The organism is Agrobacterium sp. AGB01 (assembly GCF_014851585.1).
Classification (GTDB): domain Bacteria; phylum Pseudomonadota; class Alphaproteobacteria; order Rhizobiales; family Rhizobiaceae; genus Agrobacterium.
The window spans coordinates 196,459-217,545 of the sequence record NZ_JACVAB010000006.1; the positions used below are offsets into that span (position 1 = coordinate 196,459).

General features: G+C 56.3%; 11 protein-coding genes. 7 read left to right on the forward strand and 4 right to left on the reverse strand.

The annotated features are described in order from the left end of the window. Window positions 1-8: 8 nt before the first annotated feature. The 3 genes from IB237_RS20110 to IB237_RS20120 all read right to left on the reverse strand — a co-directional run bounded on the left by IB237_RS20110 (window position 9) and on the right by IB237_RS20120 (window position 3,716). The gene (locus IB237_RS20110; RefSeq protein ID WP_192490497.1) at window positions 9-1,169 is read right to left on the reverse strand and encodes a fumarylacetoacetate hydrolase family protein; all 1,161 of its coding nucleotides are present in this window, start codon (window positions 1,167-1,169) and stop codon (window positions 9-11) included. 258 nt (window positions 1,170-1,427) lie between these two features. Beyond that, window positions 1,428-2,144: a FadR/GntR family transcriptional regulator gene (locus IB237_RS20115; RefSeq protein WP_192490498.1), complete on the reverse strand. Its 717-nt coding sequence runs from the start codon at window positions 2,142-2,144 to the stop codon at window positions 1,428-1,430. Window positions 2,145-2,273: 129 nt separating this feature from the next. Then, window positions 2,274-3,716 (reverse strand): FAD-binding oxidoreductase, encoded by a 1,443-nt coding sequence (locus tag IB237_RS20120; RefSeq protein WP_192490499.1) that lies wholly within the window; start codon window positions 3,714-3,716, stop codon window positions 2,274-2,276. A 208-nt stretch (window positions 3,717-3,924) separates the two neighbouring features. Between IB237_RS20120 and denD the strand changes: the two genes are divergently transcribed. From denD to IB237_RS20150, 6 genes are all read left to right on the forward strand, one after another. After that, window positions 3,925-4,908: a D-erythronate dehydrogenase gene (gene denD, locus IB237_RS20125; protein ID WP_192490500.1), complete on the forward strand. Its 984-nt coding sequence runs from the start codon at window positions 3,925-3,927 to the stop codon at window positions 4,906-4,908. Further along, window positions 4,908-5,804 carry an NAD(P)-dependent oxidoreductase gene (locus IB237_RS20130; protein ID WP_192490501.1) on the forward strand — a complete coding sequence of 299 codons (897 nt, stop codon included), beginning with the start codon at window positions 4,908-4,910 and terminating at the stop codon, window positions 5,802-5,804. Before denD ends, IB237_RS20130 begins: the two co-directional genes overlap by 1 nt. Before the next feature lie 8 nt (window positions 5,805-5,812). Then, the gene (locus IB237_RS20135; RefSeq protein ID WP_192490502.1) at window positions 5,813-7,597 is read left to right on the forward strand and encodes an IlvD/Edd family dehydratase; all 1,785 of its coding nucleotides are present in this window, start codon (window positions 5,813-5,815) and stop codon (window positions 7,595-7,597) included. 38 nt (window positions 7,598-7,635) lie between these two features. After that, on the forward strand, window positions 7,636-9,069 hold the full coding sequence (locus tag IB237_RS20140) for an aldehyde dehydrogenase family protein (protein ID WP_192490503.1): 1,434 nt from the start codon (window positions 7,636-7,638) through the stop codon (window positions 9,067-9,069). Between the two features lie 164 nt (window positions 9,070-9,233). Then, entirely contained in the window at window positions 9,234-10,208 is a 975-nt protein-coding gene (locus IB237_RS20145; RefSeq protein ID WP_192490504.1) for a threonine/serine dehydratase, read from the forward strand. A 227-nt stretch (window positions 10,209-10,435) separates the two neighbouring features. Further along, window positions 10,436-10,579 carry a hypothetical protein gene (locus tag IB237_RS20150; RefSeq protein ID WP_192490505.1) on the forward strand — a complete coding sequence of 48 codons (144 nt, stop codon included), beginning with the start codon at window positions 10,436-10,438 and terminating at the stop codon, window positions 10,577-10,579. Between the two features lie 75 nt (window positions 10,580-10,654). Here the strand turns inward: IB237_RS20150 and IB237_RS20155 are convergent, their stop codons facing one another. Beyond that, complete coding sequence (locus tag IB237_RS20155; RefSeq protein WP_246788131.1) at window positions 10,655-11,833, reverse strand: M20 aminoacylase family protein; 1,179 nt, start codon at window positions 11,831-11,833, stop codon at window positions 10,655-10,657. A 622-nt stretch (window positions 11,834-12,455) separates the two neighbouring features. Between IB237_RS20155 and IB237_RS20160 the strand changes: the two genes are divergently transcribed. Then, window positions 12,456-20,939, forward strand: coding sequence for a GH36-type glycosyl hydrolase domain-containing protein (locus tag IB237_RS20160; protein WP_192490506.1), 8,484 nt, complete (start codon window positions 12,456-12,458; stop codon window positions 20,937-20,939). Window positions 20,940-21,087 lie beyond the last annotated feature (148 nt).

Here is a 21,087-nt window from a genome sequence, read left to right on the forward strand (position 1 = left end):
CGAAGTCCTTAAAGAAGGCCACGCCCGGCCAGATTGCGCATCAACGCCACGGTGCCGAATGTCCATTCCGGGCAATCGGATGTCGAGGCAACCCGGTTGATGAGCCTGCCAAGCTTCGGGCTGGAGATTTCTACTCGGTCACCCTTTGCATGGGTGAAACCAAGGCCTGGGCCATGACGATCCTTGACCGGAGCAAACATGGTGCCGAGAAAGAATACCGCACCATCAGGATACTGATGATCACGATTGAGAAGCTGCGATACCAGATTTTCCGGTGTGCGGCTGATGGCTTCCATTGGGCTGACGCCCGTCATGGTGAAGCCGTCTTCACCTTCAACAACCAGAGAAATCTGCGACTTCTTGACATCTTCAAGCGTAAACTTGCCGTCGAACAGTCGGATAAACGGACCAATCGAGCAGGACGCGTTGTTGTCTTTCGCCTTGCTGAGCAGAAGGGCTGAACGGCCTTCAAAGTCGCGCAAGTTGACGTCATTACCCAAAGCAACACCGACGATACGACCGTCGGACGTTACCGCCAGAACCACTTCCGGCTCGGGGTTATTCCACTGCGATTTCGGATGCACACCGATCAGCGCACCACAGCCAACGGAGGACATGGGCTGAGCCTTGGAGAAGATTTCAGCATCCGGGCCGATACCGACCTCGAGATACTGCGACCACAGACCCATATCCTGAAGAAGGGCCTTCACCTCGGCGGCCTTGGGAGAACCAGCTTCGAGACCCTTGAGATTGTCACCCAGCACAGGTGCCAGACGGCCACGGATTTCCTGCGCACGCAGCGGATCACCCTTGGCCTGCTCTTCAATGACACGTTCCAGCATGCTGTCGGCGAAAGTAACGCCAGCTGCCTTGACGGCCTGAAGGTCGTTTGGAGCAAGAAGCTCACCGGAAACGCCATCCAGGAAATATTGTAAATCGCCCAACGCCGGGAAGGCGGAGACATCCGCCAGCAATTCGACAAGATTCTTCTTTTCGAGAATCTCGGACATGACAGGTGCGATTTTGGTAATATCGTAAAGGGTGCCGTCTTTCAGAACGACAGGGCAAGGGCCATTGGCAGCCTTGGACCAGACGCGACCAACCAGTACGGCAGTTGCAGCATCTTCAGGCAAAATCATATCTGTCGTGATCGACAAACGGTCAGTCATATTGTTCTCCTCCCACCCAGGCAATTCCAGCGGCTGCACTCCAAGCAGTCGTATTGTCTGGATGTCTGACAAGCTTTAACGATCTTCATAGTATGACTTTTGAGCCGAGTCCAGCGCATCGCCCAGAAAATGTCGTAAGCCTTAATTTTTATTGTGCGTCGCGTTATTGCACTTGCAACAAAAGCTGTCGACAGTTTCTGACGATTATCACGCCCCAAAGTCAAACCGGTCTGACAAGATATTGAAAAAATTCAACTGTCAGAACACGTCAAGATCGATGTTTAGCCGCTTGGCAGCACCCATGATATGTTTACGCATCGCGTCACGTGCCATCACGACATTTCGCGATGCAATAGCTTCACGCAAAATCACATGCTCATTGATGGTGACCTCAAGGATTTCTCCATACACGGCGCGTGAAAATGCGGTGTTGATCGCCAGGCTGATACGCTGGGCGATAAAGCCCAGAAAAATCAGGAAATATTCATTCCCCGTCGCCTCGGCCATGGCGCGGTGGAAGTCGAGATCGGCTTCAACGCCGTCCTTCGACCACTCTATAGCATTGCGCATGCCGTAGATAGCCTTGTCGAATTTTTCCAGATGTTCGGGCTTATGATGAAGGGCTGCAAGTCCGGCCGCATCGATTTCTAGCGACATGCGAAGCTGCATCAGATCACGGAAGTTTTCCGGATCATTAAGCGCAGATTGCTCAATGCGCACCGAAAGCCTTTGCCGTGGATCGGTAACGAAGGCACCGACACCCTGACGGGTCTCGACAAAACCTTCATTACGCAGCTGGGCAATTGCTTCGCGGATCACAGAACGGCTGACACCAAATGTCTTCGCCAGAATGTGCTCAGTCGGCAATCTGTCGCCCGGCCCCAATTTTGATTCGGTAATCTCGCGCGTGATTTCGGCGGCGATTCTGCCGGGCAAATGTTCATTGCGATGAATCTGGTTGAATTCGAGCGACATGCGGCCTCCCAGCCCTTAAAGCTTCGCACCCTTTGCGGGGGCGACGATTGAACGGAAAGGCAAGCCGAGCCTGCCGTCATATTTGCTCGAGAGCGGCCCGTAAGAGCCGCTCTCGAATTCCTCCGAGCATTAGCTATCCGCTTGCAGGGTAATCTGGCAACCGGGATTCATTCGAAACTCCGGATCGAACGCCTTTTTCAAGTTCATGATCATAGTCCGCTGAACTTCAGGCAGACGTGCCTCGAAATCGCTGCGCTTCAAGCGACCGATGCCATGCTCGGCACTGATGCTGCCGACGTAACGGTCGAGAACCTCATTCACCAGCACCTTCGACTTGTAGATGTAAGCATCACGCTCTTCGCGGCTAGAGCCATCCGGCGGCAGAACGTTGAGGTGAACGTTGCCGTCACCGACATGGCCGTAGGATACGGAAAGGCATTCAGGCAGCTTTGCGTGCAGTTCGGCTTCTGCCTCAGCGACAAATTCAGCGAGCTTGGAAAGCGGCACCGAGATATCAGTACGCATATGCGCACCGCGCAGCGCTTGACCTTCATTCATGCCTTCGCGGAACAGCCATAGCGACTGCGCCTGTGCACGCGAAGACGCGATAACGCCGTCCAACACCAGACCATCTTCCATCACACCTTCAAGGAAACGGCCCATCAGGTCAGCCGTATCCACCAGACCGGAACCGGAAATTTCCATCAGCACGTAGGCTGGATAGTCGCCCGCGATCGGCATCTTGAGATCCGGAATAGCTTCGATTGCCAGTGTGAAGGCGACAGGTGGCATGAATTCGAAGGCAGACATCAGGTCACAACATTCGCGGCGCGCACGACGGTAAAGCTTGATGGCATCATCCAGCGAGCTGAGGCCAAGAAGAGCTGTCTCGACGTGTTCCGGGTTCGGATAAAGCTTGACCGAAACCGCAGTGATAATGCCAAGCGTACCTTCTGCACCGATGAACAGTTGCTTGAGGTCAACACCACGGTTGTCCTTGCGCAGGGTCGAAAGGCCGTTCCAGATCGTTCCGTCCGGCAGCACAACCTCAAGACCAAGCACCAACTCACGTGTCATACCATAACGCAGGACGTTGATACCGCCGGCATTGGTGGAGACATTGCCGCCCATACGGCAGCTGCCCTGCGCACCAAGCGACAGCGGGAAGAACATGCCTTGTTCGGCAACGGCATCCTTGAATTCAGACAGAATGCAGCCGGCTTCAACGACAGCCGAAAAATCATCCGCATCAATGGCGCGAATGGCATTCATACGTTCAAGGCTCATAACGACCTGGCGGGCAGGATCATCAGGCGTGCCACCGAGAACCAGACCTGTGTTACCGCCCTGCGGGATGATTGCCAGACCAAGCTCGGCACAAGCGCGGACGGCTGCCGATACATCTTCCGTCGAACGGGGCCGGATCACGGCAACCGCAGAGCTTTTCACGTCGCCATGCCAATCGCTGCAATAACGCTGCATGTCTTCCTGCGCCGTCAAAAGCAAACCTTCGCCCAGCACCGCCTTGAGCTTCTCGCGCAGGCTTTCAGTCCCGCTAACCGCATCGGCCATGTTATACCCTCTATAATGACTGTCCTGCCCCACGCATCAGATGCGGCGATCGCCGTGTCGTTTTTGGCGATGCGTGAAAAATACTATTTTCAAACCGACCATATAAGGTTATCAGACAACCCTACAAGATATTTTCTCACGATACATCAATCAAAGTGTTTCAAGCCAGGGATTCGGTTAAGGCTGGAACACGCAAAGGGAGGCATTAATGCATATTGCAATTATCGGCGCGGCAGGCATGGTTGGCCGCAAACTCACTGAACGCCTGGTTCGTGATGGCGCTCTGGATGGCAAGACCATCGAAAAGTTCACTCTGCTCGACGTCATTCAGCCTGAAAAGCCAGCCGGTTTCAACGGCGCAGTCGAGACCCGCGCCGCCGATCTCTCGGCGTCAGGCGAAGCTGAAAAGCTGGTTGAAAGCCGTCCTGATGTGATTTTCCACCTCGCTGCCATCGTATCGGGCGAAGCAGAGCTGGACTTCGACAAGGGTTACCGCATCAACCTTGATGGGACTCGTTATCTCTTTGATGCCATTCGCATTGCCAACGGCAAAGATGGCTACAAGCCACGCGTCGTCTTCACCTCTTCGATTGCGGTATTTGGCGCACCACTGCCTTATCCGATCCCCGACGAGTTCCACACCACACCGCTGACAAGCTACGGCACCCAAAAGGCAATTTGCGAACTTCTGCTGTCCGATTACAGCCGTCGCGGTTTCTTTGAAGGTATCGGCATTCGTCTGCCAACCATCTGCATTCGCCCCGGCAAGCCAAACGCCGCAGCATCCGGTTTCTTCTCCAACATCCTGCGCGAGCCACTGGTTGGTCAGGAAGCAGTCTTGCCGGTTCCAGAAAGCGTTCGCCACTGGCACGCTTCGCCGCGCTCTGCCGTCGGCTTCCTCATCCATGGCGCGACTATCGACGTTGCAAAGGTTGGTCCACGCCGCAACATCTCCATGCCGGGCCTCAGCGCCACCGTTGGCGAACAGATCGAAGCACTGCGCAAGGTTGCCGGTGAAAAGGCTGTTGGCCTCATCCGTCGCGAACCGAACGAAATGATCATGCGCATGTGCGATGGCTGGGCACCCGGCTTTGAAGCAAAGCGCGCACGCGAACTCGGCTTCACCGCTGAAAACTCCTTCGAAGAGATCATTCGCGCCCATATCGACGACGAACTGGGTGGAAACATCTGATGAGCAACGCGGGAGGGAAAGCAACAATCGCGTTTATCGGCACCGGCCTTATGGGCGGGCCGATGGCTCACAACCTGTTGAAGAACGGGTTTACCGTGCGTGTCTGGAACCGCAGCGTTGAAAAGGCTGAGGCACTTGTCACTCACGGTGCAGTATTGGCTCCCTCCCCGGCAGAGGCTGCCACGGGCGCGGACATTGTCATCACTATGCTGAGCGACGGCCAGGCCGTTGGTGAAGTGCTGTTTGAGAAGGGCGTTGCCAACGCTCTGAAAAAAGGCGCGGTCATTATCGACAGCAGCTCGATTGCTCCACCGATTGCCCGCGAACATGCCGGCAAACTCGCGGAGATCGGCTTAGCTCACATCGATGCTCCAGTATCCGGTGGCGTTCCCGGCGCGACCGCTGGAACGCTGGCCATCATGGCCGGCGGCGACGAGAAAATCGTTGCCAGCCTGGCAGATGTTTTTGCTGCCATGGGCCGCGTGACTTATGTTGGTCCGTCCGGTGCAGGCCAACTTTGCAAACTCGCCAACCAGCAGATTGTTGCCGTAACGATTGGAGCTGTGGCGGAAGCAATGATGCTGGTGGAAGCCGGTGGCGCATCCCGCGAAGGTTTCCGCAATGCTATCCGTGGCGGTTTTGCCGAAAGCCGCATTCTGGAACTGCATGGCGAGCGCATGGTGAAGCGTAATTTCGTGCCCGGCGGTCCTTCCAAATTCCAGCTCAAGGACCTCAATGGCGTCATGGCCATGGCGGAACAACTGTCGCTTGAGTTGCCGCTGACGGCACAGGTTAGGCAGGAATTTGCCGACTTCGTTAATGACGGCGGCGCCGATATCGATCATAGCGGTCTGCTGATCCACCTTGAAAAACTGAACAACCGTCAGAAGGACTGAGCTGCGCCATGGCCCAAGAGATTACCGGAAAACGCCGCTTGCGTTCGCAGGACTGGTTTGACAACCCCGATCACATCGACATGGCAGCGCTCTATCTCGAGCGCTTCATGAACTACGGCGTGACGCCGGAAGAACTGCGTTCCGGCAAGCCGGTCATCGGCATTGCCCAGAGCGGCAGCGACCTGACCCCATGCAACCGCGTCCATGTTGAGTTGGTCAAGCGCGTGCGCGACGGCATTCGGGATGCTGGTGGCATTCCAATCGAATTCCCCACCCATCCGATCTTCGAAAACTGCAAACGCCCGACAGCGGCCCTCGACCGTAACCTTGCCTATCTTGGTCTGGTCGAAATTCTCTACGGTTACCCGCTGGATGGCGTCGTTCTGACCACCGGCTGCGACAAGACTACGCCATCTGCGCTAATGGCAGCCAGCACGGTCGACATTCCGGCCATCGTGCTGTCCGGTGGCCCAATGCTCGACGGATATCATGACGGTGATCTGGTTGGTTCCGGCACGGTGATTTGGCGTATGCGCCGCAAATACGGTGCAGGTGAAATCACCCGCGAAGAGTTCCTCGAGGCCGCGCTGGAATCGGCACCGTCGGTCGGCCACTGCAACACCATGGGCACAGCATCAACCATGAACGCCATGGCTGAAGCGCTCGGCATGTCGTTGACCGGCTGCGGCGCCATTCCTGCCGCCTACCGCGAGCGGGGCCAGATGGCTTACCGTACAGGCAGACGCGCCGTTGAACTGGTCATCGAAGACATCAAGCCATCGGACATCCTGACCCGCGAATCCTTCCTCAATGCCGTTCGCGTCAACTCCGCCATTGGTGGTTCCACCAATGCCCAGCCGCACCTTGCTGCCATGGCGCAGCATGCCGGTGTCGAGTTGAAGGAAGAGGACTGGCAAGTTCACGGTTACGACATTCCATTGCTGGCCAATGTACAGCCGGCAGGCAAATGGCTGGGTGAGAAATACCACCGCGCAGGCGGCACGCCGGCGATCATGTGGGAACTGCTGCAAGCCGGAAAACTGGATGGCAACTGTCGCACCGTTACCGGCAAGACGATGGCGCAAAACCTGTCAGGCCGCGAAGCAACCGACCGTGACGTTATCCTGCCTTATGATGCACCGTTGAAAGAGCGTGCAGGTTTCCTTGTTCTGAAGGGCAATCTGTTCAATTTCGCCATCATGAAAACCAGCGTTATCTCCGACGAGTTCCGCCAGCGTTATCTGAGCGAGCCGGGCAATGAAGGGGTTTTCCAAGGAAAATGCGTGGTATTCGACGGCTCTGAAGACTATCACGCCCGCATCAACGATCCTTCGCTGGATATCGATGAACGCACAATCTTGGTTATTCGGGGCGCTGGTCCGCTCGGTTGGCCGGGCTCTGCCGAAGTGGTCAACATGCAGCCACCGGATGCACTGTTGAAGCGGGGTATCACCAGCCTGCCGACCATTGGCGACGGACGTCAGTCCGGCACCGCCGACAGCCCTTCCATTCTCAACGCATCACCTGAAAGTGCGGCGGGTGGCGGATTGGCTTGGTTGCGTTCTGGAGACATTATCCGCATCGACTTTAACCACGGAGAATGCAATATGCTCGTCCCGGACGAGGAGATTGCCCGCCGCAAGGCTGATGGTATCCCTCCGGTTCCGGCAGATGCCACGCCGTGGCAGCGCATCTATCGAAAGTCGGTTACCCAGCTTTCGGATGGTGCAATTCTGGAAGGTGCAGCAGATTTTCGTCGGATCGCCGAGAAAATGCCGCGGCACAATCATTGACCGCAAGGTCCGAGCATGAACAGGGAGCATGTTTTTAAATGACCATCTATCAAAATCTTATTGCCGGTGAGTGGACTGGAACCAACAGTTCGCAGAACATCAATCCATCTGACACCAACGAAGTTGTTGGCCTTTACGCGCAGGCTTCTTCTGAAGATGCCCAGTCTGCTATCGCAGCGGCAAAGGCAGCATTCCCTGCATGGTCGCGTTCCGGCATTCTGGAGCGTCACAGCATTCTGAAGAAGACTGCGGACGAAATCCTTGCTCGCAAGGAAGAACTTGGCGCGCTTTTGGCTCGCGAAGAAGGCAAGGTTTTGGCTGAAGGTATCGGCGAAACCATCCGCGCTGCGCAGATTTTTGATTTCTTTGCTGGCGAAGCACTGCGTCTGGCCGGCGAGGTTCTTCCGTCCGCACGTCCGAACATTGGTGTTGAAATCACACGCGAACCGCTCGGCGTTATCGGCATCATCACACCGTGGAACTTCCCGATCGCCATTCCGGCCTGGAAGATTGCGCCTGCACTGTGCTACGGCAACACCATCGTCTTCAAGCCTGCCGACCTGGTTCCAGGTTGCGCGTGGGCCATCGTCGACATCCTGCATCGTGCAGGTCTGCCGAAGGGCGTTCTGAACCTCGTTATGGGCCGTGGCTCGGTTGTTGGTCAGGCCATGCTCGACAGCAAGGACCTTGCTGGCATCACCTTCACCGGTTCGACAGGCACTGGCCAGCGCGTTGCAGCGTCTTCACTGCCGTTCAACCGTAAATTCCAGCTTGAAATGGGTGGCAAGAACCCCTTCGTCGTTCTCGACGACGCTGATCTCGGCGTTGCCGTTGAAGCTGCTGCAAACTCCGGCTTCTACTCCACCGGCCAGCGTTGCACGGCATCTTCGCGCATCATCGTAACCGAAGGCATCCACGACAAGTTCGTGGCCGCCCTGACCGAACGTCTTGCCAAGATCAACGTTGGCAACGCGCTCGACAAGGACACCCATGTTGGTCCGGTTGTTGATGAAAAGCAGCTCAAGCAGGACACCGATTACATTGAAATCGGCAAGAAGGAAGGCGCAAAGCTGGCCTTCGGTGGCGAAGTGCTCAAGCGCGACACCCCCGGCTTCTTCCTGCAGCCTGCGCTGTTTACCGAAGCCACCAACGACATGCGTATTTCGCAGGAAGAAATCTTCGGACCGGTTGCTGCTGTTATCCGCGTCAAGAACTACGACGAAGCGCTGGCTGTTGCCAACGACACGCCGTTTGGTCTGGCATCCGGTATCGCCACCACCAGCCTGAAGCACGCCACCCACTTCAAGCGCAATGCTGAAGCTGGCATGGTCATGGTCAACCTGCCAACCGCAGGCGTGGACTTCCACGTTCCGTTCGGTGGACGCAAGGCATCGTCCTTTGGTCCTCGCGAACAGGGCAAGTACGCTTCGGAATTCTTCACCACTGTGAAGACCGCTTACACTCTGGCCTGATCCGCCTACGAATTATGAGACAAGACCATCCCCGGCCAAGCGCCGGGGATTTTCGTTTGGCAAGCTGAAAAGCGTCATCCTTTTGCGGTTTGACTGGCCGAAAAACCGTCTTATGGTTTGCCGACCTACCCCGTGCCCCATCCCCGCCTGAAAGGATCTCCCGCATGACCAGTATTGCAATGATTGAAGCCGCACGTCAGCGTATTGGAGATCAGGCGCGCCGCACACCATTGCTCTCCTCACCCTTTCTGGATGAGATTGCCGGGCGAAAAATCCTTGTGAAGGCGGAATGTTTGCAGCGAACCGGCTCTTTCAAATTCCGCGGAGGATGGTCCGCCGTTTCAGCATTGGATCCGGATGTTCGAAGCCGCGGCGTTATTGCCTTTTCCTCTGGTAATCACGCGCAGGGTGTTGCTCATGCCGCAGCGCTGCATGGTGTACCCTCCGTCATCATCATGCCGGCAGATGCTCCGAAGATAAAAAGAGACAATACCAGAGCATTTGGCGCAGAAGTGGTACTGTTTGATCGTGCCAAGGATGATCGTGATGCGCTTGGCGCCCGTCTGGCCAGCGAGCGTCAACTGACGTTGATCAAACCCTTCGATGAACCTCAGGTCATTGCGGGCCAAGGTACCGTTGGTCTGGAAATCGCAGAACAGGCGGCAGAACTGGGCATTCAAAAAGCTGACGTCCTGATCCCTTGCGGTGGCGGTGGTCTGACCTCCGGCATTGCACTTGCATTGGAGGCCAAGGCACCGGGCCTGACCGCCCGCCCCTGCGAACCCGAAGACTTCGATGACACGACCCGCTCTCTGAAAAGCGGTCAGATCGAAAGAAATGGCAGATTGGCCGGTTCACTCTGCGACGCCATCATCACACCGCAACCGGGCAACATCACCTTTCCGATCATGAAAGCCCTGTGTGGTGAGGGAATCGTGGTTACTGAAGAAGCAGCTTTGCAAGCCATGGTCTTGGCATTCACACGTCTCAAAATCGTGCTGGAGCCCGGTGGTTCCGTGGCACTTGCCGCCGCACTTTTTCGCGGCAATGCACTTTCTGGTGACGAAGTTATTGTTGTCGCGTCGGGCGGCAATGTCGAGCCGGACGTCATGCGCGACGCACTCTCCCGGTACGCCTGATGGATCGGGCAGCCTTAATCTTTATGCCAAATGAGCCAGCGACGGAACCGACTAGGCCAAGCGGCGTTCTTTAGACGGAGATGAGGACAGGCTTTGCTCGATCAGGGCCAAAAACATCAGTATTTTTCCGAAGGGGCCGCATGCTTGAAAATTTATCTCTACACAATTGGTAGAGATAAGATTAATCTTTGTTAACAGTCGGCAAAGCCACAATGGAGGAAACCGCGATGACCTATATGAAGGCAGAGAAAGTCAAAACTTTTTCGACATCGTCTACACCCCGTAGCACTTGGAGCACCACGCTCAACAGTGCACTTGTCGGCGCAAGCTTCCTGTTTGTTGCAGCTGTGGTCTGCGGACTGTTCGCCTAATAGTTTTTTTAAAAAATCCTCCCATTAAAAAAGGCCGGTTGTTAAACTGGCCTTTTTATTGTCCGCAAGATCACTTTACGCCTTGAGGTAATCCTCGACAAGTTCTGCCCAGAACGCGGTGCCAATTGGCAGGATGTCATCATTGAAGTCATATTTCGGGTGGTGAAGCGGCGGATCGTTTTCAGTGCGTGCACTGCCCAGGAAGAAATACGCACCCGGTCGCTTTTCCAGCATATAGGCAAAATCCTCAGCCCCCATGGAGGGGCGCGGCATCTCGGCTACATTGTCCTCGCCGGCAAAACGTCGAGCCAGATCAAAAATATAATCCGTTTCAACCTTGTGATTGATGGTGGCGTTATAACCACGCAGATAGTCGATATCGACACTCATGCCGTAGCTTGCGGCCTGTCCTTCTGCGATCAGTCGAATGCGCTTTTCCAACTCATCACGTACAGCAGGATCGAAGGAACGAATGGTCAGCGACATCTGCGATGTCTCGGGAATGACGTTGCTGGCAACACCGGCATGGAACGCCCCAACCGTCACGACGGCCGGCAGCTGCGGATGAATGTTGCGCGACACGATGGTCTGCAACGCCATGATGATGCTTGCACCCGCCACGATCGGATCTGAAGCATCCTGGGGCTCGGCTCCATGCCCTCCATAACCCTTTACGGTGATGGTGCATTCATCGACGGCCGCCAGCAGCGGTCCTTCACGCAGGATAAACTTGCCAAAAGGTTGGCCGGGATCATTGTGCAGGCCAAATACCGCATCACAGGGGAATTTTTCGAACAGGCCGTCCTCAATCATGATACGGGCCCCACCGAAATTTTCCTCGGCGGGCTGGAAAATCAGGTGCACGACTCCGTCGAAATTGCGGCGCTCGGCAATGATCTTGGCCGCGCCCAACAACATTGCCGTATGACCATCGTGTCCGCAGGCATGCATCACACCGGGATGCTCGCTCTTATACTCGGCACCGGTTTCCTCATGAATCGGCAGCGCGTCAATATCCGCCCGGATACCGACAGAACGCGTGGAACTGCCATTGCGAAGAGTGGCGACAACACCTGTACCGGCCAGACCGCGCGTTACCTCATAGCCCAGAGCCACCAGCTGTTCCGCGACAAAATCCGAGGTCTTGAATTCCGAAAGCCCGATTTCAGGAAACCGGTGCAAATGCTGTCGCGTGGCAACCACGTCGGGCATGTGGTTTGCAAATTTTTGCGAAACGAAGAATTGGCGCGTCATGATCTGCTTCCGATTTATTCAGTCTTACGAACATGTGCATGGACAATCGAGATCCGACACACTGAAGGATGAAGCTTTAGCAGCATCCGGACAGGCTTGTAAGGCCTCTACATGGTCCGTGAATATCACCAAAGCAGCGGGGCAAAAATGACTTTGCGGCCCCGACTATGTTTTGTCATGCAAAGGGGCCAAGGCCATTGAAATGATTCAACTCTTGCATCCAAACGCAACAGGTGGCATGGAACTGTAAATGGTCCGGTTTGGTCTTTTGCTACAGGCGGATAAACGCCCTTACGAGTGAAATGATGATCACGAAGGTAAAACCGGAAAACCATGTTGGCTTGGGGGGAGTTCGCCAGATCGCACGCGATTGCTGGGGCAGTTTGTCCTGAAGAATGCGCTTGCCTCAAACGACTGATATTCAACGATTTCCGACACTGCGACCCAAAAATGCCACTATCATGGGAAAGCAGAGTTGTACTGAATTAATGACTGGCTGAACAAATAATCCATATTTTCGTTCAGACTGTAGACTGGCCTGCCCAAGCAACGCCGAAAGTCCTTTTTGGTGTTGCGAAGCGGGTAAACAATTAAATCTTTCATCACACAGAATTACGAGCCGATGTCCTTCCATATCACGCCGAAAGCCGCCGCCCGTGAAGCCGAGAGCAAGCAGATCGATCACAACGATTCGATCCGCTCTGACTATCTTGCTATGGAGGAGCTGAATGCATATGGCGCCTCTCTGTCGCGGGACGGTGCAAGTGACCTCCCTGGGTTCATGAGCTTCGATTTCTTCGCCCGCCACCGGGAGAATGAAAAGGAGATTTTACGTGTCTATCGCGCAACAGCGGCCGATGTGGAAAATGGCGCAACGATCACGCCAGCCGCCGAATGGCTGTTGGACAATCACTACGTCATCGAGGAAGCCATTCAGGAAGTTCGGCGCGATTTCCCGCGACGCTTCTATCGCCAGCTTCCAACTATGCAGATCGGTGATGTCACTATTCCACGCGTCATGGCGCTGGCATGGCTTTATGTTGCCCACACGCACAGCACGGTTTCCCGTGAAAGCCTGACGGCACTGGTTGAAGGTTACCAGACCACAAATACCCTGCAGATCGGCGAGCTGTGGGCGCTTCCGTCCATCCTGCGTTTTGTGCTTATCGAGAACCTGCGCCGCATCGCGTTTCGCGTCGACCGCTCGCGTCGCATGCGCCAGAAGGCCAATGAGGTTGCCGACGAGATCATTCGCCTGAATGACCCAGAAGCGTCCGTCGAGGTTCTCAAACGCATCGACAGTTTCGCTGAAGATCGCACCTTCGCGACCCAGTTCCTGTATCGCCTGCGCAACGGTTCGCAGAGCTCAGGTTTCGCCGTTTCCTGGCTGGAAGAGCGCCTGATCAGCGCCGGTACAGACGCCGAAGAAGTGATGATGGCGGAGCATAACCGCCTCGCCTCTGGCAACGTGACGATGGGCAACATCGTCAAGAGCCTGCGTGAAATCGACGATACCGAATGGTCTGTATGGTTTGAAGAGGTCAGCCATATCGACAAGGTGCTGCGTGAGCACACGGATTACAGCGTTCTGGATTTCGGTTCGCGCAACACCTACCGCAACACGATCGAGCTACTGGCGCGCCGCTCCGGCAAGACAGAGGTAGAAGTGGCGCAGCTGGCGGTCGACATGGTCACCGCAGCGGAACAGGCCAATGAACACCATCCGCATGTTCCTAACGTCGGCACATTCCTGGTTGGACGCCGCCGCAAGGAGTTGGAGGAAGCCATTGGCTATCGCCCGCTGATTGCCCAGCATGTCGTGCGTTCGGTGCGCAAATTCCATTGGATGGCAGTTGCGGTTCCAGTTGTTCTGCTGACAGTGCTTGCCATGACCGTGGCCGGATGGCTGCTGGGTCGCGCCGGCATGGAATGGTACGTCATTCTTGCCTTCCTGCTGATGTTTTCTCTGCCAGCATCCGAAGGTGCAACGGGCCTGTTCAACACGTTGGTCACGCTGTTCGTCAAGCCGTTCCGACTTGTCGGATACGAGTTCAAGGAAGGCATTCCGCAGGATGCCCGCACGCTTGTTGCGGTTCCCTGTCTGATTACCAACCGCGATAGCGTCGATGAACTCGTGCGTAACCTCGAAGTCCATTACCTCGCCAACCCGCATGGCGCGATTTCCTTTGCGCTGATCAGCGACTGGCGTGACGCCAAGACCGAGGAAATGGCCGGCGACCAGGAAGTTCTGGATTATGCCCGCAAGGAAATAGCGCGTCTCAATACGCGTTACCCATACAGTGACGGCCAGCGTTTCCACATTTTCCACCGCCGTCGTCTCTACAATCCGTCCGAAGGCGTGTGGATGGGCTGGGAGCGCAAGCGCGGCAAACTGCACGAACTGAACCTGCTTCTGCGCGGCGACAAGGACACCAGCTTTATCGCAGGTCTCGAAAATGTACCGCTCGATGTTCGTTACGTCATGACGCTTGATGCCGACACACGCCTGATGCGTGAAGCAGTTACCAAGCTTGTCGGCAAGATGCACCACCCGATCAACCGCCCGGTTCACGATCCAGAAACCGGACGTGTCATCTACGGTTACGGCCTTCTGCAGCCGCGTGTGACGCCATCCCTGACCACCGGCAAAGACGCTTCGGTGTTCCAGCGCGTCTATTCGATCAACCGTGGTATCGACCCTTACGTCTTTACCGTGTCGGACGTCTATCAGGACTTGACCGCCGAAGGCACGTTTACCGGCAAGGGCCTTTACGACATTGACGCGTTTGAAACCGCCCTTAAGGGTCAGGTGGACGAAAACGCCGTTCTCAGCCACGACCTTCTCGAAGGTTCGTTTGCGCGCTGCGCCCTGATTACCGACGTTGAGCTGGTTGAAGATTTCCCGACCCGTTACGAAGTGGAAGTATCGCGCCAGCATCGCTGGGCACGTGGCGACTGGCAGCTGCTGCCTTACATTCTCGAAGCCAAGCGTGGTGTGACAGCCATTGGCCGCTGGAAGATGATCGACAACCTGCGTCGCTCGCTGACGCCGATCGCATGGTTCTTCGCATCTGTTCTCGGCTGGTACTTCATGGACCCGCTCGGCGCGCTGATCTGGCAGATCTTGCTGATCTTCTCGCTGTTTGTGGCTCCGACCCTGTCCATTCTTTCGGGCATTGTTCCGCCAAGCACCGACATCATTCCGCGCGCGCATTTCCATACGCTTTGGTCTGAAATCCGCGCCACCAACGCGCAGGTTGCGCTGCGTATCGTTTTTATTGCTGATTCCGCCTGCATGATGACCGACGCGATTGGTCGCTCGCTTTACCGCCTGTTTGTCAGCCACAAGCTGATGCTGGAATGGAAAACGGCGGCAAGCGTGCAATCCAGCGCGCAGGGCAGTATTGCCGACTATTACCGCACCATGTGGCATGCACCGGTTATCGCGCTTTTGGGTCTGTTGTTTGCAGCCCTGCCGGGCGACAACGCTTTCCTCGTCGGCATTCCATTTGCTGTGCTGTGGGTATTGTCTCCAGTCGTCGCCTGGTATGTCAGCCAGTCGGCTGAAACCGAAGACCGTCTATTTGTGGCCGATCACGTCTCTGACGAACTGCGCAAGATCGCGCGTCGGACATGGCGTTATTACGAAGAGTTTGTCACCCCTGAACAAAACCACCTGCCGCCGGACAACTTTCAGGAAACTCCGCAGCCGTTGATTGCCGAGAGGACGTCTCCGACCAATATCGGCGTTTATCTGCTGTCGGTGATTTCGGCCCGTCATTTCGGTTGGATCAGCTTTGCAGACACCATCGACCGGATGGAAAAAACCATCACCACGGTCGAAAGCATGGAGAAATACCGCGGCCACCTGCTTAACTGGTACCACACCGATACGCTGGCGCCTCTTGGCCCGCACTATATTTCGGCGGTGGACAGCGGCAACCTTGCGGGCCATCTGATTGCAGTGTCGTCTGCGTGCCGTGAATGGTGCGAAGCGCCATCCGCTCACCTTCAGGGCAACCTTGATGGTATTGGCGACGTCGCTGGTATCCTTCAGGAATGCCTCAAGTCCCTGCCAGACGATCGCAAGAACTTGCGACCGCTGCACCGCCGTCTCGAAGAGCGCATCACCGGCTTTGCCAATGCTCTGGCATCGGTCAAGCGCGAACACGAGTTTGCATCGATCCGCGTCATCAATCTTGCTGTGCTGGCACGTGACATCCAGAAACTCGCTTTCAACCTTGATCACGAGGTCGATTCCACACAGAGCGCCGAAGTCACCCATTGGGCGGCACTTCTGGTCAATGTCTGTGAAGCACATATCTCCGACAGCGCCTTCGACCTGACCAATATTGAACCGGTGCGTCAGCGACTGGCCGCTCTGCGTGACCGCGCGCGCTCCCTCGCCTTCTCGATGGACTTTACCTTCCTTTATCGCAAGGATCGTCGTCTTCTTTCGATTGGTTACCGCGCAGATAGCAAGGAATTGGACGAAGCCTGCTACGACCTTCTGGCGTCCGAATGCCGCCTGACCAGCCTGTTCGCCATTGCCAAGGGCGACCTGCCAACCGAACACTGGTACCGTCTTGGCCGTCAGGTCGTGCCGGTTGGTGCGCAGGGCGCGCTGGTATCGTGGTCGGGTTCCATGTTCGAATACCTGATGCCGCCACTGGTCATGCAGGAGCGTCAGGGTGGCATTCTCAACCAGACCAACAATCTGGTGGTTGTTGAACAGATGAACCACGGTCGCCGCCTCGGCACGCCATGGGGCATTTCTGAAGCGGCCTTTAACGCCCGCGACCACCAGATGAACTACCAGTACACCAACTTTGGTGTGCCGAGCCTCGGTCTCAAACGTGGTCTTGGCCAGAACGCGGTGATCGCACCTTATGCGTCGATCCTCGCGAGCCAGTACAATCCGGAAGCAGCGCTCGAAAACCTCGAGAAGCTGCGTAAACTCGGCGCACTTGGCCAATATGGTTTCCACGACGCCGTGGACTTTACGCCAACCCGCGTGCCAGATGGCAAGACCTGCGCCGTGGTTTACAACTACTATGCCCACCACCACGGCATGTCGATTGCAGCCATTGCCAACGTGGTGTTTGACGGCCGTCTGCGTGAACTTTTCCATTCCGATCCGGTTATCGAAGCCGCGGAACTGCTGTTGCAGGAAAAGGCACCGCGCGAAATCCCTGTCATGAGCGCCAAATACGAGCCGGAAACACCCGGCAAGGAACAGGCAGATCTCCTGCGCTCGGAAGTGCGCACCGTGACAGATCCAGCCATCAAGGACCGCGAAGTTGTGTTCCTGTCCAACGGTCACTATTCGACCATGCTAACCGCCACCGGTTCGGGTTACTCCCGCTGGAACGGCCTTGGCATATCCCGCTGGAAAGCCGATCCGACTGAAGACCGTTGGGGCACCTTCATCTTCCTACGCGACACGACGACGGGCGAATGGTGGAGCGCCACCACGGAACCAAGAGTAGCAGAGGGAGAAAAGACAAAGGTCGTGTTCAGCGATGACAAGGCCGAGTTCCACAAGACCACAGGCGACCTGACCAGCACCGTCGAGTGCATTGTCGCCACCGAGCATGATGCCGAAGGGCGCCGTGTAACATTGCTGAACGTTGGTTCGGAAGACCGTTACATCGAAGTGACGTCCTATATGGAGCCGGTCATTGGTGCAGAAGACGATGACAACGCACACCCTGTCTTCTCACGCATGTTCCTGCAAACCGAAATCGGCCGTCGTGGCGACGTCATTCGGGCATGGCGCAATAAACGCACCCCGAATGAACCGGGCACCGTTATTGCGCACCTGACAGCCGACACCACCGGTACATCGCGTCCGACAGAATTCGAAACAGATCGCAGACGCTTTATCGGCCGTGGCCGAACGCTTGGGGAGGCTGCAGCCTTTGATTCCGGCGCAAGCCTTTCAGGTTCGGACGGCGTTACGCTCGATCCAATCCTGTCTCTGCGCCGTATTGTCCGCGTTCCGGCCGGCAAGAAAGTCAGCATCATCTTCTGGACGATTGCTGGACCAAGCCGCGAAGAAGTCGACAAGGCGATTGACCGTTACCGTCACCCGGATGCCTTCGCCCACGAGCTGGTTCATGCCTGGACCAGAACCCAGGTGCAGATGCGCCACGTTGGCGTTACCTCGCAGCAGGCTGCCGCCTTCCAGCATCTCGGACGTTATTTGGTCTATCCCGACATGCACATGCGCATTGATGCGGCGACTGTGCAAAACACGCTCGCTTCGCAACGCAAGCTCTGGCCATTGTCTATTTCGGGCGATTATCCGATTTTCAGCCTGCGCATCAATGATGACATGGACATGGAAATTGCGCGTGAGGCGCTCAGTGCCCATGAATATCTACGTTCGCGCGGTGTGCTGTTCGATCTGGTAATCGTGAATGAACGCGCCACCTCCTACGCGCAAGACATGCAGCACGCGCTGGATGTCATTTCCGAAGGACAGCGCCGTATCAACCCGGCAGATGGCGGCAAACCGCATGTCTTCTCCGTCCGCAAAGATTTGACGGATGAGGAAACATGGGCAGCCTTGCTGGCTGCGTCACGCGTTGTCCTCCACGCCCGCAATGGCAAGATCGTCGATCAGGTCAACCGTGCAGTGTCGCTGTTCGCCGCGCACCGCACACCAGATGGCAGCGACAGCATTGTTCCACTGCCCGCCGAGCAGTTCCCGGCAGCCCAAGCCGTGGACGACAAGGGCGATCTGGATTTCTGGAACGGCTTTGGCGGCTTCAACAAGGTTGGTGACGAATACATCGTGCGTCTGCGCGGCGGTCAGTCGACGCCGCAACCGTGGATCAATGTGATCTCCAATGAAAACTTTGGTTTTCACATTTCAGCAGAAGGCGCAGGATTTAGCTGGAGTCGCAATTCGCGCGACTATCAGCTGACACCATGGTCGAATGATCCGGTCAGCAACCGTCCGGGCGAAGCATTTTATGTGACTGATCTGGACAGTGGCAAACTGCACAGCCCGCTCGCCACGCTGTCACGCAATCCGGAGCTTGTCTTTGAAGCCCGCCACGGCTTTGGCGTTTCAAGCTTCACGGTTGAAGACAATGGTCTGAAGCTTGGCCTGACGCAGACGGTAGACCGCAATCATCCGGTCAAGTTGTCACGCTTGACCATCAAGAACACCGGCGGCGAAACCCGCCGCCTGCGGACCTATGGTTATGTTGAATGGGTGCTTGGCAATAATCGCCAGAAAACCGCACCCTTCATCCTGAGTTCGCATGACGAAGAAACCGGTGCACTGCTGGCAACCAATGCTTACAGCATTGACTATAGCGGCAACTTCGCCGTCTTTGCGTCAGACAGCAGCAAAGCCGGCTACTCGACCAGCAGACGCGAGTTCATCGGTCGCCATGGTAGTGTTGTCAAACCAAAGAGTGCGGCAACAGGTGCAAACCTTTCCGGCAGCATTGAGCAGGATGGGGATCCGTGCGCAGCACTGAGCCAGGATCTGACACTGGCGCCGGGCGAAGAAAAGAGTGTCCTGTTCTATCTTGGCGACGCCGACAATGCGGACGCTGCCAAGGCACTGGTCAAGGATATTCGCGCGACGGATTTTGACGCAACCGTCAAAGCAAACCGCGATTTCTGGAATGACTTTACCGGCCGCCTGCAGGTTGAAACGCCAGACAAGGCGTTTAACCACATGGTCAATCGCTGGCTGCCCTATCAGGCCCTGTCTTGCCGTCTGATGGCACGCACCGCCTTTTACCAGTCGAGCGGCGCATTTGGTTTCCGTGACCAGCTGCAGGATACACTTGCCTTCCTCATTCAGCAGCCGGAGCTGGCCAAGGGCCAGATCATTCGCGCAGCTGGCCGCCAGTTCGCAGAAGGCGACGTTCAACACTGGTGGCTGCCAAACAGCGGCGCGGGTGTGCGGACACTGATCTCGGACGACGTTGTCTGGCTTGGCTTCGCCATCAACCAGTATCTGTCGGCAACGGGCGACACCGCTATCCTTGAGGAACAGATCCCGTTCCTGAAAGGCCAGCAGCTTCTGCCAGGTCAGCACGACGCATTCTTTGAGCCTGAAGTTTCGAGCGAAACCGTAAGTCTCTATGAACACGCGGCGCTGGCGCTTGATCTGGCAATTGCTCGTACCGGCGAAAACGGTCTGCCACTCATTCTGGGCGGCGACTGGAACGATGGCATGAATCGTGTCGGCACCAGCGGACGCGGCACCAGCGTGTGGCTTGGCTGGTTCCTGGCTGGCACGTTGCGTGACTTCATCGGTATTGCCGAACAGCGCGGCGACCATAAACGCGCCAAAGCATGGAAAACCCATCGCGATCAACTGCGTACAGCACTCGAAACAGCCGGTTGGGACGGTAGCTACTACCGTCGTGGATATTACGACGACGGTACGCCACTCGGTTCATCTGAAAGCGACGAATGCCGTATCGATTCTCTTGGACAGAGCTGGAGCGTCCTGTCTGGTGAAGGTGAAGATGCCCGTTCGCAGCAAGCCATGAATGCCGTGCTTGAGCAGCTGGTGGATAGTGAAAAAGGCATCATTCGCCTGTTCACACCACCCCTATCCAAGACCGATCAGGATCCCGGTTATATCAAGGCCTATCCGGCAGGTGTGCGTGAGAATGGTGGTCAATACACCCACGCAGCCACTTGGGTTGTGATGGCGCTGGCCAAACTTGGTCGCACGCAGGATGCATGGAAATGCTTCTCGATGCTGAACCCGGTCAACCATGCGACCAATGCCACGTCGGCAGAACATTACCGCGTCGAGCCTTATGTCGTGGCGGCTGACGTCTACGGCGAAGGCGCTCTTGCCGGTCGTGGCGGCTGGAGCTGGTACACGGGGTCTGCCGGTTGGCTCTACCGCGCAGCCGTCGAAAGCATTCTTGGCCTGAGACGTGAAAATGGTGAGCTTCACATCAATCCTGCTATTCCGCAGGAATGGGATGGCTTCTCTGCCGACATCAACGTTGATGGCAAGGTCCGCAAAATCACGGTTAACCGCTCCGGCGATACTGTGACTGTCTCGGTGGATGGCAAGCCACTGGACGCCGCAAAGCGTACAATCAAGCTCGGCTAAGTCTCTTGCCCGAACCGAAACCAGTTCGGGATGAGGACGAATCTCAGACGATAACCGCCACCTGCAAGGGTGGCGGTTCTTTTTTGTCTGCAGCCTGCGTATTTCAAATGAGGGGCGCTCAATACCAGCCAGCAATGCGGAGGTTCTG